12 protein-coding genes are annotated in these 16,233 nt (G+C 49.5%); 2 read left to right on the top strand and 10 right to left on the bottom strand.

The window, feature by feature from the left end; all coding sequences use genetic code 11:
* Positions 1 to 4 precede the first annotated feature (4 nt).
* The 10 genes from hemG to CFI03_RS00740 all read right to left on the bottom strand — a co-directional run bounded on the left by hemG (position 5) and on the right by CFI03_RS00740 (position 11,130).
* Positions 5 to 1,453, bottom strand: a complete 1,449-nt coding sequence (gene hemG / locus CFI03_RS00785) for a protoporphyrinogen oxidase (RefSeq protein ID WP_248756142.1) — start codon at positions 1,451 to 1,453, stop codon at positions 5 to 7.
* Positions 1,454 to 1,469: 16 nt separating this feature from the next.
* On the bottom strand, positions 1,470 to 2,417 hold the full coding sequence (gene hemH / locus CFI03_RS00780) for a ferrochelatase (protein ID WP_248756141.1): 948 nt from the start codon (positions 2,415 to 2,417) through the stop codon (positions 1,470 to 1,472).
* Positions 2,410 to 3,480, bottom strand: coding sequence for a uroporphyrinogen decarboxylase (gene hemE, locus CFI03_RS00775; RefSeq protein WP_127496908.1), 1,071 nt, complete (start codon positions 3,478 to 3,480; stop codon positions 2,410 to 2,412). The genes hemH and hemE overlap by 8 nt, the downstream gene beginning before the upstream one ends.
* A gap of 215 nt (positions 3,481 to 3,695) precedes the next feature.
* Positions 3,696 to 4,295 carry a GspMb/PilO family protein gene (locus CFI03_RS00770; protein WP_248756140.1) on the bottom strand — a complete coding sequence of 200 codons (600 nt, stop codon included), beginning with the start codon at positions 4,293 to 4,295 and terminating at the stop codon, positions 3,696 to 3,698.
* Entirely contained in the window at positions 4,288 to 5,790 is a 1,503-nt protein-coding gene (gene pilM / locus CFI03_RS00765) for a pilus assembly protein PilM (protein WP_248756139.1), read from the bottom strand. Before pilM ends, CFI03_RS00770 begins: the two co-directional genes overlap by 8 nt.
* A gap of 16 nt (positions 5,791 to 5,806) precedes the next feature.
* Complete coding sequence (locus CFI03_RS00760) at positions 5,807 to 6,562, bottom strand: prepilin peptidase (protein WP_248756138.1); 756 nt, start codon at positions 6,560 to 6,562, stop codon at positions 5,807 to 5,809.
* Between the two features lie 79 nt (positions 6,563 to 6,641).
* Positions 6,642 to 7,067, bottom strand: a complete 426-nt coding sequence (locus tag CFI03_RS00755) for a type II secretion system protein (RefSeq protein WP_248756137.1) — start codon at positions 7,065 to 7,067, stop codon at positions 6,642 to 6,644.
* A gap of 67 nt (positions 7,068 to 7,134) precedes the next feature.
* Positions 7,135 to 8,343 carry a type II secretion system F family protein gene (locus CFI03_RS00750; RefSeq protein ID WP_248756136.1) on the bottom strand — a complete coding sequence of 403 codons (1,209 nt, stop codon included), beginning with the start codon at positions 8,341 to 8,343 and terminating at the stop codon, positions 7,135 to 7,137.
* Positions 8,343 to 9,386, bottom strand: a complete 1,044-nt coding sequence (locus CFI03_RS00745; protein WP_481857641.1) for a type IV pilus twitching motility protein PilT — start codon at positions 9,384 to 9,386, stop codon at positions 8,343 to 8,345. Before CFI03_RS00745 ends, CFI03_RS00750 begins: the two co-directional genes overlap by 1 nt.
* Before the next feature lie 79 nt (positions 9,387 to 9,465).
* A complete protein-coding gene (locus CFI03_RS00740; RefSeq protein WP_248756135.1) occupies positions 9,466 to 11,130 on the bottom strand; it encodes a GspE/PulE family protein in 1,665 nt (554 codons plus the stop codon).
* A gap of 214 nt (positions 11,131 to 11,344) precedes the next feature.
* Here CFI03_RS00740 and CFI03_RS00735 point away from each other — a divergent pair, with 214 nt between their 5' ends.
* Together CFI03_RS00735 and CFI03_RS00730 are read left to right on the top strand one after the other, a co-directional pair.
* Positions 11,345 to 15,574, top strand: coding sequence for an Ig-like domain-containing protein (locus CFI03_RS00735; RefSeq protein WP_248756133.1), 4,230 nt, complete (start codon positions 11,345 to 11,347; stop codon positions 15,572 to 15,574).
* A gap of 309 nt (positions 15,575 to 15,883) precedes the next feature.
* Positions 15,884 to 16,233: transposase (locus tag CFI03_RS00730; protein WP_248756132.1), on the top strand; the 350-nt coding region annotated here is incomplete at its 3' end.

The following is a 16,233-nucleotide window of genomic DNA, read 5'->3' as shown; positions in this document are numbered from 1 at the left end:
GGTTTCATAGAGTTGATAGAATTTCGAGAGCCGCTTCTTTCCCCGATCTGATGCAGTCGGGCAATCCTACTCCGCCAAAAGCTGCGCCTGTTACATATACGCCCGGAAGCTCTGCAGCCAGACGTTTGCGGAGAGCTGCCGTATTCTCCAGATGCCCTACAGGATATTGCGGCATCGATCGCGGCATTCGTGTAATTTCCGTAAAAATCGGGATGGCATCGATACCCAGCACCTTCTGAATATCTTCAAGCACGGCTTGTTTCAACTCGTCATCCGGAAGCATAGCCGCCTCTTCATCGCCCGCACGGCCGACATAGCAGCGGAGCAGCACTTTATCGTCGGGACTGGTATGCAGCCATTTGTTCGACGTCCAGGTGCAGGCCGTAATGCGAAGTCCCTCCGAGCGCGGCACGAGGAAGCCCGACCCGTCAAATGCTCTGTCAAACGTCGATTTCTCGAACGCCATAACCACATTCGCGACGGATACATAGTTGATGGCCCGTAGCTCATCAACGTCCACCAGCGGCTCTAGCAGCTCTGTCGCACGGAATGCCGGTACGGTAATTAGCACATCATCGGCAGGCACTACCTCGCCCGACTCTAAAACAACCTCGTAATTAGAAGCTGCATCCTCTCCGTTAAGAGGTTTAATGGCCACAACGGCATCACCCAAACGCCGTTCTACGCTTTGCAGAGCTTTATCGAGGGCATGCACCATCGTTGACAAACCATCTTTAAAACTCAAGAAGACACTGTTTTTTAATTCATCCGGCAAATAATCCGGCGCTTGATGCGGCGCTTTGTTCTTTTGCTGCATCTGCGTTCCGCGAATCAGGCTGCCATACTGGCGTTCCGCCTCCGCAAACTGCGGGAATGTCGCCTGTATGCTCAGCTTGCTGAGATCCCCCGCGTAGATGCCGGCCAGAAGCGGCTCCGAAATATGCTTTACAATCTCGGATCCGATTCTACGGGATAGAAAATCGCCTAGCGACTCATCTCCGTCCGGTGCCTCTGACGGCATCTCCAAATCCTCAAGCGAACGGGCTTTGCCTTCCTCCGACAACAAAGTCGTCTGCATAAACGTATCGAGATTCGTCGGAATGCCAAGCACCATGCCCTTCGGCATCGCATGAAGCTTGCCGTTCCGCATAATATAAGCGGTTTTGCCGTTTTCGTTTTGCGCCGTCAGCTCGTTCTCGATGCCAAGCTCCCTCGCCAGTTCAATAATCGGCAGCTTGCGCGACAGGAAAGAATCCGGCCCCTTCTCGATGACGAACCCGTCACGCTGCAGCGTATTAATTTTTCCGCCAAGAACAGGCGCGCCGTCCACAATCGTCAGCTTCACCTGTTTGCCTTGCCGCTCCGCTTCCCGCTGCAAATAAAAAGCGGAGCTCAGTCCGCTGATCCCCCCGCCGATGACGACAATTCGATCAACCATTCCGATTCTCCGCATGTTCTTCATCCTTTCCCTAATCCAAAGAAACGGCGCCCATCACCGATTCTGCCAAAGTTTCCATATATAGTGGGTCTTTATTCAGCATGGTAATCCGTTCAAGCGTAATTCCCAGCTCGGCTGCTGCCTGCTTGGCTTCAAGATCGAGATCGTACAGGACTTCCAGATGATCGGATACGAATCCGACCGGCGCGACCAATACCGCTTTAATGCCTTCATCCTTAAGCACCTTCAGCGTATCCAGAATATCCGGACCAAGCCAAGGCTCTCTCGTGCGGCCTGCGCTTTGCCAAGTGAATTGCCAATCCTGCGCATCGACGTTCGCCAGCTCCGCAACCGCATCCGAAGTAGCAAGAAGCTGCTGTTCATAAGGATCGCCCATTTCGCGAATTTTTTCCGGAAGGCTATGCGCGCTGAACAAGACTTTAACCGGCGCCGCGTTTCCGGACGATTCCGCCAGGCGCTGCAAGCCGTCCATTACGCGTTCGCTAAGGGCTTGCAGCAGCTTCGGATGAAGATGGTATTCTTTGACGAAAGACATCTTAATGCCAAGCTCCGCTGCTTTCTCCTGCGCGCGTTTGTTATACGAACCTACGCTCATGATCGAATAGTGCGGCGCAAGCACAATCCCCACCGCTTCCTTAATCCCGTCGCGAGCCATTTGCTCCACGCCGTCTTCGATATATGGAACCGCATGCTTCAAGCCCTGATAGCAGACATAACGGCCCGGCGCGAGCTGCTCCAGCTTATCCTGCAGGCCTGCCACTTGTCCGTTTGTATTCTCGCGCAATGGGAATACGCCGCCAACGATCGCTTCATAGCGGTCGGTCAACTCTTTCAACTGCTCCGGCGTTGGCGCGTGGCCTCGGCGGATATGGGTGTAGTAAGCTTCAACGTCATCCAGGCTTTGCGGCGTGCCATAGGACATCACCAGAACGCCAATCTTGTTATTCGTCTCAGACATGGCTCGTTTCCTTCCCCTCTCGCGCTGCAATAGCTTTCTCCGAATAGGAGTGAATGAATGCCGTTAACTCTGTCAACTTCTCAAGCGAAGCTTCCGGGAACAGACCGTGGCCCAAATTAAACACAAAGCCCGGCTGCTGAATTCCTTGGTCGATAATCTCTGCCGCATACTGTTCGATAACGCTCATAGGCGCTGTCAGAATAACCGGATCAAGATTACCCTGCACCGCGTATTTGCCGTCCAGACGGCGGCGGCCTTCCGGAATCGATACGCGCCAATCCAGGCCGATCACATCGGCTTTCAGATTGCGCAGCTCCGGCAGAAGCTCTCCCGAGCTGACCCCCGGGAAGTAGATTTTCGGCTGCGGAAGATCCGACAGCTCAGCGAAAATCCGTTCGATCGTTGGCAGAACAAACTTGCTGAAATCGGCAGGAGTAAGAGCTCCAACCCAGCTGTCGAACAACTGGAATGCCTTGCCGCCGTTTGCCATATGGGCGCGCAAATACGCGATAACCATATCGCCAAGCTTGTCCATAAGGCTGAACCAAACTTTCGGCTCGCTATACATAAGCGCTTTTGTCCGCAGATAGTTTTTCGAAGGTTTGCCTTCGATCAAATAGCTTGCGATGGTAAACGGAGCGCCAGCGAACGTAATTAGCGGCACTTCCAGCTCTTTGTCCAATATACGGATTGTCTCGAGCACATGGCCCAGATCGCCCTCTACGTCAATTGGCGTTAACCGCTCCACGTCTGCTGCCGTGCGAATCGGATTGTGAATAACCGGTCCTATGTTGGCAACGATGTCGAAATCAATCCCGATCGAAGCGACCGGGTTCATAATATCCGAATATAAAATAGCCGCATCAACGCCTAGCTTGCGTACCGGCATCATCGTAACTTCCGCCGCAAGCTCTGGCTGCTTGCAAATTTCAAGTAGAGAATATTTCTCTTTAATCTTACGGTATTCAGGATCATATCGTCCTGCCTGACGCATGTACCAGACCGGTACAGTGTCTACAAGTTCCTTCCGGCATGCCCGAATGAAACGGTCGTTATAGCTCATGTTGCCGTTCCTCTTTTCTATAATTTTTCACTAATTTCCATTATGCCCGTTTTCGTTCCCCCTAACAACCGTTCTCGCCTTGCTTCCTATGACAATAGTATGACAATCAACCTTTCCCTGCATGAAGAACCGATGAATATTAACCGTCTAAAAAAGAAGACAGCAGTAAGGCTTTCCCTATCGTTCAGGGCACCTCCGCTGCTGTGTGATTTCTCTTATTCGGCCGTCGCCGGCAAGATCGGATCCTTCAATAACGACTTGTAGGACGGGTCGAAATACGCGGTAAAAGACAGCTCCGTCGTATTCATTCCGCTGTCGGTCTGCTGCAGGGTAAAATCGTTGATAACGATAAGACGCTTTTGCTGCTGCAGCTGAGCCATCCAGCTTTTCACCTGCGCGTATGTGCCAAGCAAAGACACATGCACGTTAACTTCCTTCACGGTTGGGTATAACGGATCGGCGCTGCCGGATAAGGCGTTAAGCTTATTTTCGTCCGGAAGGTCAACGGTTGCGCTGTTTATTTTCGCCCCGGTCTGCACACTTAAGCTTTTGAGCGTAATAACAAGCTGCTCCGAGTTATCCCATAGAGGAAGCGCGGCTTGTATATCCTGCTCCGCAAGGCCGCTCCCCTCCTCTTGTTTGGTCACGCTGGCTTGAAGAGCATTTAATTGCAGCTGGGATTGTTCCGCTAGCTTCTTCTGGTCCGACAGCTTGCTGCTTGAAGGCTGAAGCAAGACGACGTATAAGAGAAGCAGGACAAGGAAGAGCACCATTATGACGATGAGGCCAAGCAAGCGGTTTTTCGAATTATCCATGATTGCCCGAGCCTCCTGCGTCAGCCTGTTTATTGTCTGAAGTAGACGCTGTTTTCCAAGCAATCTCGTAGCTTGCTACCCACTGGCCGTTATTATCGGCAAAAGACTGCAGATGAACGTTTCCGGCAAACGGCATGGCCCGAAGACTCGTCAAGTAAGTGGACAACGCGGTTAAATCCGTGCTTTTGAGAGTTAGGGAAAGCGTTCCGGGCTTGTTGTATTCAATCGTAGTCAGCCGGGAGCCATAAGGCAGCCGATTCGTCAGCCCGTCCAGAACGGCAACGGCATCCTGTCTGTTATCATTAATTAACTTCACGACAGCCAGCGGATCCGCATCCGCTTGCGCCTCCGTTTTTTGCGTCGACATCTGCTGCTGGAGCAAGGCCGTTTTATCTTTGATCACCTGCACGGTATGCTCGTAATCCGAGATTTGAAGCCTGTTGTTCGTATTTAGCGCCAGAATAGCCCCGAGGCAGAGCAGCCATAGGATACCCGCGACAAGCAGCTTGGCCGGAATGGGTTTGGTCTTTCTTGCTTTCTCCGGCATTAGATTAATGCCTGGGGCGGTTTTCTCGCGAATCGCAAGACCAAACGGAATCATGTATTCATCAAGCTTCCTGCGAACCCGCTTGCGAAGCGGCGATTCCAGCTCGACGGTCTCGACTCTCATATCCGGCTGCGCCTGCTGCAGCTCGGCTGCCAGCTGCGTACGTCCGGCCAGCTCGCCTGCGATAATCGCCTGATTAATCCGCGCGCTGCCTTCATGAATACTGTATTGATAGAAGCTGAGAAGCCTGGAGATCTCGGCATTAATGCTGGAGACCAGCTCCGGGGTAAACGTTCCGTCAATAGAACCGCTGTAATCATGCTCGTTAATGACCCTCATAAAGACCGGATGCCCTTCATGGAACATATACACTTCCACATTTGCTTTATCCAGATGAATGAGCATCGTATTTTCAAGCGAATCGATGTATCTTGCTTGAATCGCCCTTGCGAATGCCGTTGAGGCGAGCTCTGCGTATTTGACCTTCAGTCCCGTGCTTTCGAGCAGCTCGATGCATTGCTTGAGCCATCTTTGCGGGGAGGCATAGACGAGCACATTAGTAGACTGCTGTTCCGATCCGGCAGCTATATAATCATAGACCGGATCTTCAAACGGAAGATGAAGCGCCGTTTCGACTTCGAGATTAATGAGCTGGTCCAGCTCTTTTGCGTTAACGGTCCCGATCTGAAGCTTCCGGATAATGATTTGCGAAGTCGGAATGGATAACGTAATCGAAGTACCGTTAAGCCTTTCTTTCTTCACCCAATCCTTCAGACTCGTGCCAAGCTCTTCCATGTTCGTGAATTGATCCTCAAGAATGACTCCATCGGCAAAAGGCAGGAAGCCGGTCTTCTCGATTTCCCAGCCCTTTTTCCTTTTCCTTACTCTCGCGTAGCGTACTCCGCCATGATCGATCGTTAGACCAACACGCTTGCTGCTCTCGAGCATTCTTTCTCACATCCCACTACATTAGAATTGAACGGTATAAATCAATCATGGCATCGCCATAAGCAAAAGCCAGCAAAGCGCCAAGCAGTAAAAACGGTCCAAACGGAATAGGCTGCTTCCTCTTCACTACCTTGAACAGCATTAATAATCCGCCAACCGCACTGCCGAAGAAACAAGCCAAAATAAAGGCGGGTATCAAATTCGGCAGCCCAAGGATCCAGCCCAGCAGGAAAAGCAGCTTGACATCGCCAAATCCCATGCCGCCTCTTGTAAGAATAACAACTGCAAGCAGAACCCCGCCCCCGGCAAATGCTCCTCCAAGATGAAGCCAGATGGAGCCTGCCGGAAACAGACATCCAAGCACAAAAAATAGTGGAGCAAAGAAGAGCAAAATACGATTGGGCACAAGCATATATTTCAAATCGGAGACGGTAAGGATCACCGACATGCTGACTAGGAGCAGTCCAATTACCGTATTCCAGCTGTTTCCGAAGGTAAAATAGATCCATACAAACAAAAGACCGGTTGCCAATTCCCCAAGCGGGTATACAGGAGAAATCCGTTTGCCGCACTGGCGGCAGCGTCCACGTGACAAAAGATAGCTCGCGACGGGCATCAAATCTCGCGGCTTAAGACGCATCCCGCATTTCGGACATTGCGATGGCGGCGATACAACCGAAAGCTTGATCGGAATTCTTAGCCCAACAACGTTAAAAAAGGAGCCTACTATTAAGCCTAAAAAGAATAAGTAGATTGCGAGAAATAGGGTCATAGGCGGGTCCGCTTTCTAAGGTATTGGTAGAAGCTGGAACTAGTACATCCAGTTCCAGCTCAAATGATGAAGACTCTAATTAGTCACCAAGTATAGCGGCAGCATTATAATTAAATTCAGCGTCTGTATCACCATCAAGGCTAACACTTTGAACTGATCCGTTTGCATCAAATCTTACAATCGCATTTGTTAATGGATCTTTAGTGCTTGGTATTACTGAGTTAGCAGGAATATACTCAGGGCTCATATCATTAAAAGATACTCCATTTGTAGCAACTGCAGCATAATCTCCACCTAACTCACCTGTAACATATAAACGAGCTGCATCATGTAACTGACGTGCAGTTGCTAAGTCAGCATCATCCCTCGTGTTATTAATTATGTTTCCGATTAGAGGAACAGCAATTACAGCTATAACCGCCAGTATTACAATCACGGCCAAAAGCTCAATTAGAGTAAAACCTTTTTCATCTTTCTTAAGACGTTTCAACATTTTTTTCAACATATTGCTCTCCTCCTAAATAATTTATCTTGTCTCATCTATGTTGTAATACCTGTAAAACCCCTCGAAACTAATGAACACTGGAATACAAGGTGAACATCGGTAAAATAATCGCCATAACGATCAGCCCGACTACCCCCGCAAGGAAAACGATCAAGAGCGGTTCGATCAGTGCCTTCAGACGATCAACCGTATTGTCGACGTCCATCTCGTAAAAGTCCGCGATCTTGGCCAGCATCTGGTCAAGCGAGCCAGTCTCCTCCCCTACCGCAATCATCTGCGTTACCAGCGGAGGGAATACCCATGCTTTCTTAAACGGCTCCGACAAGGAATTACCTTGACGCAGCGACTCCCCCGATTTCCGTATGTATCCGCCGATCACTTTATTGCCTACCACCTCCTCCACAATAGTCAGAGATTGGAGCACCGGCACGGAGCTTGCATATAACGAGGAGAGCGTCCTCGACATTTGGGCGATTGCGCCTTTTTGAGCCAGCTTGCCGAAGATCGGAACCTTCAGCTTGGCGTAATCCAGCACATACCGGCCCCGTTCCGTGCGTTTGTATAGCTGATAGGCCACAATGAGGGCAACAAGCGAAATAACCCAGTAATACCATTGATGGGACATGCTTTTACTGAGTGCCAACACAATCTTCGTAATGGCAGGCAGCTCGGTATCAAACGATTCAAACATCGTGACGAACTGCGGCACAACGCCTTGCAGCAAATAAATAACGGAAGCGATGGACATCAGACCAACAACCGCCGGATAGGTCATCGCGGATTTAATTTTTTCTTTGGTCGTATGTGCTTTCTCGAAGAACAGTGCCAACCGGTCAAGGGTGCCTTCCAAATCCCCCGTCTCTTCCCCGGCACGGATCATGCTGACAAATAACGGCGGGAAAATCCGCTTATGCTCTTGAACAGCCTGCGAGAACGGAATGCCTCTTAGAAGGGCTGAGCTTACGTCGACTAACGCTTTCTTGAGCGGTTTGCTTTCCGTCTGCGCGGCAAGGATATTTGTTGCTTCTACGATCGTTACCCCAGCCCGGATTAGCGTTGAGAATTGACGGCAGAAAATAATAAAATGAATGCTTTTTACCGGATTGCCAATGTAAATCTCGGTTGATAGTACACTTTTGCGTATCTCTTCTACGGACAAAACCGTCAACCCGCGCTTACGCAGCTCCTCTACCGCCGACGACTTGTCCAAGGAGTTTAGCTTGCCCTGCAGCTGCTTGCCCCCGGTTGTCTTCACATGATAAGCAAATAGCGGCATTAGAGACCTCCTTCCGCCATATACGGCTTAGCCGCGGATGGATGAATGACGCCGGAATGAAGCAGCTCCTTCACGGACATTTCCAGCGTGTGCATGCCTTGGGCACGGCTTGTCTGCATAACGCTTTTAATCTGGTGCACCTTATCCGTCCGGATCAGGTTGGAGACGGCAGGCGTATTAACCAGAATCTCCGTTGTACATGCTCTGCCTGCTCCTCCCCGCTTCGGAAGCAGCCTCTGCGACACGACGGTAACAAGCACGGAAGCTAGCTGCGTGCGAATCTGTCCTTGCTGATGGGCCGGGAACGCGTCAATGATCCGGTCAATCGTCTGCGGTGCATCGGATGTATGCAAGGTTGCCAGCACTAGATGCCCGGTCTCCGCCGCCGTAATAGCAGCCGAAATCGTCTCGAGATCACGCATCTCGCCAACGAGAATGACATCGGGATCTTGCCGGAGCGCGGCGCGAAGACCGCTTGAAAAGCTGCCTGTATCTTGGCCAACTTCTCTTTGATCAATAATCGAAGAATGACTTGTATGTATGAATTCAATAGGATCCTCAAGGGTTACGATATGTCTCGCTTGCGTCCGGTTAATATGATCGATTAAAGCGGCAAGCGTCGAGGATTTTCCGCTTCCCGTTGGTCCCGTCACCAGGACGAGCCCTTGATGCTTCTCAGCTAATGAGGCCAGAGCCGGCGGCAGCTGGAGCTGTTCCAAGGTAGGAATTTGCGTCGGAATCGTTCTGGCCGCAAGGCTGATGAAGCCTCTTTGCTTGTATACATTGATCCGGAAACGGCAGTACCCCGGCAATGCGAGGGAAAAATCTACTTCCCCCATCGTTCGGAGCTTATCCGCCTGCTCGCTTAACAGCAGACTTAATGCCATTGTCTCTGCTGCTTGTGCCGTAATGGCAGTGTCACCAATCTTCTGGAGTTCTCCGTTAATCCGGAATACGGGAACATTGCCAACCGACAAATGCAAGTCCGACGCCTGAAGCTCATAGGCCTGCTTAAGCCAATTCATAATAACTTCGTTAAACACGGCTGTCCTCCTAAAAGAATGACCACATCAATGGGTTGCACCGAAGCCAATGCGGTCATTCTTACATCGTAAGCATGAATTAATTGGCGACGGTTTCGCGGAGAACTTCCTGCAGTGTCGTAATGCCGCGGGTAACTTTCTCCAATCCGTCATCCATCAGTTGGATCATCCCTTGCTTGTTAGCTGCCTCGCGAAGCTCGCTTAACGAACCGTTCAAAGTAATAAGCTCACGAATTTCGTTATTGATATGCAAAACCTCGTGAATAGCCACCCTGCCCCGATAACCCGTGCTGCCGCAGTTGCCGCAGCCTCGTCCGCGGTAAAGCGTCTGCGCCTGAATCCCCCGGCTTCTCAAGAACAATCTTTCCTGTTCAGTCGGCTCTTGCGCTTCCCTGCAATCGCTGCATATCCGTCGGACAAGACGCTGCGCGACAACCCCGATAAGCGAAGAGGCGATTAGGTAAGGCTCGACCCCCATGTCCCGGAAACGCGTAATGGAGCTGACGGAATCATTCGTATGCAAGGTGGACAATACCAAGTGGCCGGTCAGGGAGGCGCGGATTGCGATCTCAGCGGTCTCCGTATCCCGAATTTCGCCGACCATGACCACGTTAGGGTCCTGACGAAGAATCGAGCGCAGACCGGTTGCAAAGGTTAAGCCGATAGTCGGGTTAACCTGGACCTGGTTAATACCATCCAATTGGTACTCGACCGGATCCTCAACGGTAATAATGTTGGTGTCCTCTTCATTCAAGTGGCTGAGCGCGGAATACAAAGTGGTTGTTTTGCCGCTGCCCGTCGGGCCGGTAATGAGCAATATGCCGTACGGACGCTCAATCATTTCTTTAAATACCTGGACGTTGTGATTATTGAAGCCAAGCTGGTCAACCGCTTTGACGCCAGTGCTCAAATCAAGCAGACGAAGAACTATTTTCTCGCCGTGAATGGTAGGCAAGGAGGCGACGCGGATATCTACCGTCTTGAATTCGAACTGCATCTTCATCCGGCCGTCTTGCGGCAGCCTCCGCTCGGCGATATTTAATTTGGACATGATTTTCAATCTTGCCGTAATAAAGCCCTGCATCTGCTTAGGCAAAGCCCGTTCCGTGCGAAGCACCCCGTCAATCCGGTAACGGATCGTTACGCTTGTCTCACCCGGGTCAACGTGAATGTCGGAGGCTCTAAGCTGTACCGCCTGTTGTATCATCTGGTTCACGAGCCGTACGACTGGAGAATCTTCGTCGGTAATTTCAGTCTCGCGGATTTCTTCCTGTGTCGGAAGATCAATCATCATTTGAGTCATGGAGTCCTGCAGGCCGTAATGCCTTGCGATAGCCCGCTGCAATTCGTCTTTACTGGAAATAGCAGGTTCGATTCGAAAGCCTGTGCTCATGCGCAGCTCTTCGATCGCGAAGTAATCAAGAGGATCCGCCATTGCAACCATCAGCTTGCCGCCGTCCTTCTGAAGCGGGATCGCCTGGTAGCGCTTGGCCATGCTTTCGGGGATGATCTGGGTGATTTCCGGATCAATCTGGTATTTATACAAGCTAACATGCGGAATTCCTAATTGAAATTCCAACACTTCAATAAGCTGCTGCTCCGTTATGTACCCTTGCGCGATAAGCAAGTCGCCAAGCTTCTGCTTTGATTTGCTCTGCTCTAGCAGCGCCTTCTGCAGCTGTTCCTCGGATATTATGGCGCTCTCGACCAATAAATCTCCTAGTCTCTTCTTAATAGCCACCATCTCTTAACAGCCCCATTCTCTTATATCTTGCTGGGTCCTTTATACCCAGAATTCTAGACCACGGAACCAATTTTGGCAATATTTATTATATTAATTGTTGCATCTATCGACCCACTGACTTAAACTGATTATAGCGCATTATTACTAGAATTCAAGAAGTTTATTAGGTAAATAGAACTAAGTAAATAGAATGTAAAAATAGGAGGATAGAACTATGAAACTGGTTGATTTTCAGAAAAGAATTTCCATCGCTTTAGCCGTTACTCTCCTTGCGTCGATATTCGCATTTACAGGCTTTCCGGTAAAACAGGCCGAAGCTGCGGACACGTTCGACCTGGGGCTTGTTGCGCTAAAGTCAGCGGAGAAAAGCAAATACGTGAGGGTAACGTCAAACAACTCTACTCCTGTCGCCGACTCGGACAAGGTATGGACCGAAGAGCTTTTCGTATTGGCGAAGTCAGGCAGCTATTACACGTTGAAATCGAATAATACGGGAAAATATTTATCGGCAGGGAGCAATAACAGCTCGCTCACCGCCAGCAGCGACACTAATACGAGCGATAACCAGAGGTTTTCAATCACGTCTAACTCTGACGGTACCGTTTCCTTCTACTCTTCAGTCAAGAGCAGGTATATTAGCACGACTTCATCAAACAATAATCTGCGTCTCAGCAGCGCTGCAACCATTCAAAGTTCCCAGAAATTCAAGCTTACCTCCTTCCGCGATTCCGTTCGCATACTGGAAGTAACCGAATCCGGAACATCGGATCTCTCCTCCATACTCGGCAGCAGTTCCCCCGTTCCGTTCACTATCGATACATACAGCATGAAGGAATTTGTTGCTTCCCGTGATGATTTGGACGGCAAATACGATGCGGTATACATCGGAAAAGGTACCTTGGTCGACAAGGACAACAAGGCAAAGACGCCATACAGCATGTCCCTGCTTAGCGCGCAATCCTCCGGCAGTTCAACGCAAAGCAATAACCATAACACAAGCAGTATTCAAAACGATATCACGCAGCTCAAGGCAAACGAAATTACGAACGATTTTATTAAGAAAGGTCTCCCGATTGTCTTTTACAACGATTCCTCAACGAGGAATGGCATCGAGTATCAAGCGGATTTAAGCTCTAGCTCCAAAGCTTTGCTGAAGAAAAACTTCCTTTCATACAAAGACGGAAGCACAACAAACGTTATTTTCGTGGATTCATCCCATATCTCTTCCGCAGCTAACTTCATGAGCAAGACGAATCTGCTCGAGAAAGCCAATATTCGCCCGCAACTAACCGTAACAAGCAAACCAACCGAGTATACGGCTAACCAGGCGAATAAATACAACGCAGGAAACACGATCAACTTCAATTACACGATTGATAACGTAGGAGATATCAGCCAGAAAAATATTGAGCTCAATCTTTACATCAGTACGGATAGCTCCCTGCCTTTTGGCGCTGAACAGGTGGTAGCTACCAAGCAAGCGGATAGCGCAACGGGAACGATCTCTTACACGCTGCCCAAGGGCTATTCCGGCATTCAATATTGGCGGCTTGAAGCGGTGGATTTCAACACCAAGCTGAAGGATTATAGTTCGGGGGTTTACCGATTCCAGGATCAGAAGATTAATATCAAGGTTCTTCAAGTCATGCCTAACGACAGCAATGCAAGTACTTTGAACAATACCAACAATATGAGTTCATCCTATCTCGTTCCGACATCCGGCAATAACAAAGACGCTTATAGCATAAGCATCGATGTTATGAATATGAACACGTTTAACAGCACGGGCTATAAAACCTTAAACGGCATATACGATATGCTGATCTTTGGCTTTGGCGATATCTATAACAACAACGCTCCAATTAACGATGATGCTGCGGCAGCCGTAATCGCCTTTAAAAACACCGGGCAAAGCGTCATGTTCACCCATGATACGATCTATAACAGCAGCAACTCCAACAGCAGTAACTGGTTGAATAAATTTCAGGCTATTACCGGTCAGATTGCCCCACGAACAGACCTGGGTCTCGGTGCTCCCGAATCTTCAACGACAACCGAAAAAGTGAATGACGGCTTGTTAACGCAGTTCCCTTTTCTATTAAGCAGCACGACCAATGTAGCCACTACCCACAACCAGTACTACACGCTTGATCTGGAAGATTCGACCGTTATCCCTTGGTATAACATGAGCGGCGGGAAACGGACTTCCGGGGACAGCTGGAACTCCTACTACACTTATTCCAAAGGAAATGTAACGTACTCCGGTTCCGGGCATACAAATTCCAAATTCCCGGACTGGGAGCAGCAGTTGTTCGTCAATACCATGTACCGGGCGTATATCGGCTCTAACCATGCTCCTCAACTGACGGTTAACTCGCCGGCAGATTACAATTCGGCAAGCAATAATTTTATTCCGTCCTATCAAAATATTTTGCTGAACTATCAGGTCGATGACTTTGACCTTGCGGACCGCGAGCTCAAAACAACCGTTAACTTTATTTACGGCGGCCAGTCTCACGAAATTTTCAAAGACAAAACCATGCTGTCCGGCGGTACAATTAACCAACAAGTTGCTAACCCGCTTCCAAACGGCGGTGACTTGAAGGTTGAGATTATAGCAAAGGATAAGAGCGGTGCTCAAGTTAGTCAAACGATTAACGTTAAAGTCGTAAAGGTAGAATCCAACATTGATCTGAATCGTACGGTATCGGGCAATGTAACGGATAACCGGGTTCAGACGAATACAACCGCGACTTTCACTTATACCGTAACGCCAAAGGCGATTCCGTCAAGCGACGCCTTGTCCGCAGACAAGATGAAGATAACGAACATTACGTTTAGCGAAACCTTGCCTGCGAAGCTGGAAGTAACCAGTCTTCCGTCAGGCTGGACAAAAACCGGCACGACAGCAACCGGATATACCGTTTCGGGTACCCTCGCTACCATTACGTACAACTTAAACGGCAACAGTTATATCGCTTCACCGGTGACTTTCCAGATTGGAGTGAAGCCTACGGCAGACGGCTTATATCCGCTTCAAAACGCGGCGCTTACGTTTAACGATATCGGCCAGCAATCCGCAAGAACCTTGACATTCCCCGGTTATGTTCTGGAGGCTGTAACCAGACTGACCTCGCTTAGCTTAACCGATACAAAGCTGCTTGTTGGCGACAGCCGGAGAATGATTCCGACCTATGCGCCGCTTAACGCAACGTATGCTTCAACGTATATTTGGGAATCGGATCGTCCGGATCTCGTAACCGTCGATAGTTCCGGCATTATGAAAGGCTTGGCAGCCGGTACAGCCCATATCACCGCAAGAGCAACGGATGGCAGCGGATTATCCGCAACGGCAGCGGTAACCGCCATTGTACCTGGTCTTAATATTATTGGTCAGGACCGCGTCGCATCAGGAGATTCGATCGACCTGGCTGCCAACCTGTATACCGCGGATTATGAGAAAATAACAAGCTATCAATGGAGTATTAAAGACGGCTCGAGCTATATCAGCTTAAACGGAACAACGAGCAACACCGTTTCCGTCACGGGCAAAAACGTAGGTAATGCTACCGTCCGCCTTTCGGTGGGAACCGATCAGAATCATACGTATACAAAAGAGATGAATATTACCGTATTTAAAAAGGTAACCTCCATTACCCTGACTGGTACGACCATGATCGTAGGCTCCACCTATCAGCCTAATCCGGTCATAAGTCCAGCGGACGCAACGGATAAATCCATAGCTTGGCTGCCGAGCAGCAACTCAAGCGCGGCAACCGTGAACAGTTCGGGCCTTGTCACCGCCGTTGGCGTTGGAGAAGCAACGATCACCGTACAGGCGCAGGACGGCAGCGGGGTGACGGGCAGAGCGGTCATTAAGGTCATTGATCCGGTTCCCGTTATTTCGGGACCAAGCGCAATCGAGCTTGGAACGGACGGAACCTTATCCGTTGACCTGACAACGGCAACCGGTGATGTTATTACGTCCTATGACTGGGCTATTACAGAGGAACCGGGCAAAGCGAATATTAAGGGCTCGACCACAAGCAAGTCATTGAATTTTACCGGAACAAAACCAGGTAAAGTCAAAATCAAAGTTACGGTTCATACGAAAAACGGAAAGATCTACATTGCCGAACAGGAGGTTACCGTCAAATCGGTTACTCTAAGGCTGGAAAGCTCCTACCGGATCCAGGTTAGCAAATTCAAGGATTTGTTCGCTTCTCTAGCCTCCAGTCCCGCCGCAGGCAAAACCAACATTAAGGGCGATCTGCAGTGGTCTTCAAGCAATCCATCCATTGCTACGGTAGACAGCAGCGTCCGCGTAACCGGCGTAAAAACAGGGTCAGTCACCATCACGGTCACTTACAGATATGATTCGTCCATAACGGCAAAAACAACAATCATCGTGGAACGAAGCAATACCAGCGGCGAGAAATATTAATTCCGCATCAACAAAAGGAGGTGTCCCATAAGTCATGAAAATGACGATGGGCACCCCCTTTTTTTATTTAGGCTAAACAGCAGCCTGCGCATGAAATGTTCTTCCGATCGCCATTGCTCAGGGATTCCTTGAATTAATCTTTCAGAGGTAGGCAATCCCCTTACAAAAGCGAACGCTGACGCTTCTCCAGAATCATTTCATGCTCCGTCTGCCCTTTATCCTGTTCATGAAATGCTCAAACAAAAAGAAGCCGACCCTTGTTAAAATGGAGGTACCACCCAACCATTCTAAGTAAAGAGAGGCTTCTTTATGTACAAAGAATATACCATGGATCAACTGTCCTTGCCAATGGACTTGCAAGAAGATATCCCCGAAAATCATCTCGTACGCGTCATCAACGATGCGGTCAATCGCTTAGATATGAAGCTCTTCACCAAAGCTTATCCCGGAGGTGGCCGGGACAGCTATCACCCTAAAATGCTCATGAAAGTCGTTATCTATGCGTACACTCAGCGCATCTACTCTTCTCGCCAAATCGCCAAAGCTGTACGTGAAAATATCATGTTTATGTGGCTGGCTGCTAGGCAGCGTCCAGATTTCCGTACCATTAACCGTTTCCGCTCTGAGCGTATGAAAGACGTTCTAGAGACTGTATTTAC

Source organism: Paenibacillus sp. ATY16 (assembly GCF_003399985.2).
Taxonomy (GTDB): domain Bacteria; phylum Bacillota; class Bacilli; order Paenibacillales; family Paenibacillaceae; genus Pristimantibacillus; species Pristimantibacillus glycanilyticus.
Note: the sequence above shows the minus strand (reverse complement) of the source record. Positions and strands in the feature narration are given on the sequence as shown.

Excerpts from the sequence above, each read along its gene's own strand:
- hemG (WP_248756142.1), bottom strand. The coding sequence starts at position 1,453 with ATGCGGAGAATCGGAATGGTTGATCGAATTGTCGTCATCGGCGGGGGG.
- hemH (WP_248756141.1), bottom strand. The coding sequence starts at position 2,417 with ATGTCTGAGACGAATAACAAGATTGGCGTTCTGGTGATGTCCTATGGC.
- hemE (WP_127496908.1), bottom strand. The coding sequence starts at position 3,480 with ATGAGCTATAACGACCGTTTCATTCGGGCATGCCGGAAGGAACTTGTA.
- CFI03_RS00770 (WP_248756140.1), bottom strand. The coding sequence starts at position 4,295 with ATGGATAATTCGAAAAACCGCTTGCTTGGCCTCATCGTCATAATGGTG.
- pilM (WP_248756139.1), bottom strand. The coding sequence starts at position 5,790 with ATGCTCGAGAGCAGCAAGCGTGTTGGTCTAACGATCGATCATGGCGGA.
- CFI03_RS00760 (WP_248756138.1), bottom strand. The coding sequence starts at position 6,562 with ATGACCCTATTTCTCGCAATCTACTTATTCTTTTTAGGCTTAATAGTA.
- CFI03_RS00755 (WP_248756137.1), bottom strand. The coding sequence starts at position 7,067 with ATGTTGAAAAAAATGTTGAAACGTCTTAAGAAAGATGAAAAAGGTTTT.
- CFI03_RS00750 (WP_248756136.1), bottom strand. The coding sequence starts at position 8,343 with ATGCCGCTATTTGCTTATCATGTGAAGACAACCGGGGGCAAGCAGCTG.
- CFI03_RS00740 (WP_248756135.1), bottom strand. The coding sequence starts at position 11,130 with ATGGTGGCTATTAAGAAGAGACTAGGAGATTTATTGGTCGAGAGCGCC.
- CFI03_RS00735 (WP_248756133.1), top strand. The coding sequence starts at position 11,345 with ATGAAACTGGTTGATTTTCAGAAAAGAATTTCCATCGCTTTAGCCGTT.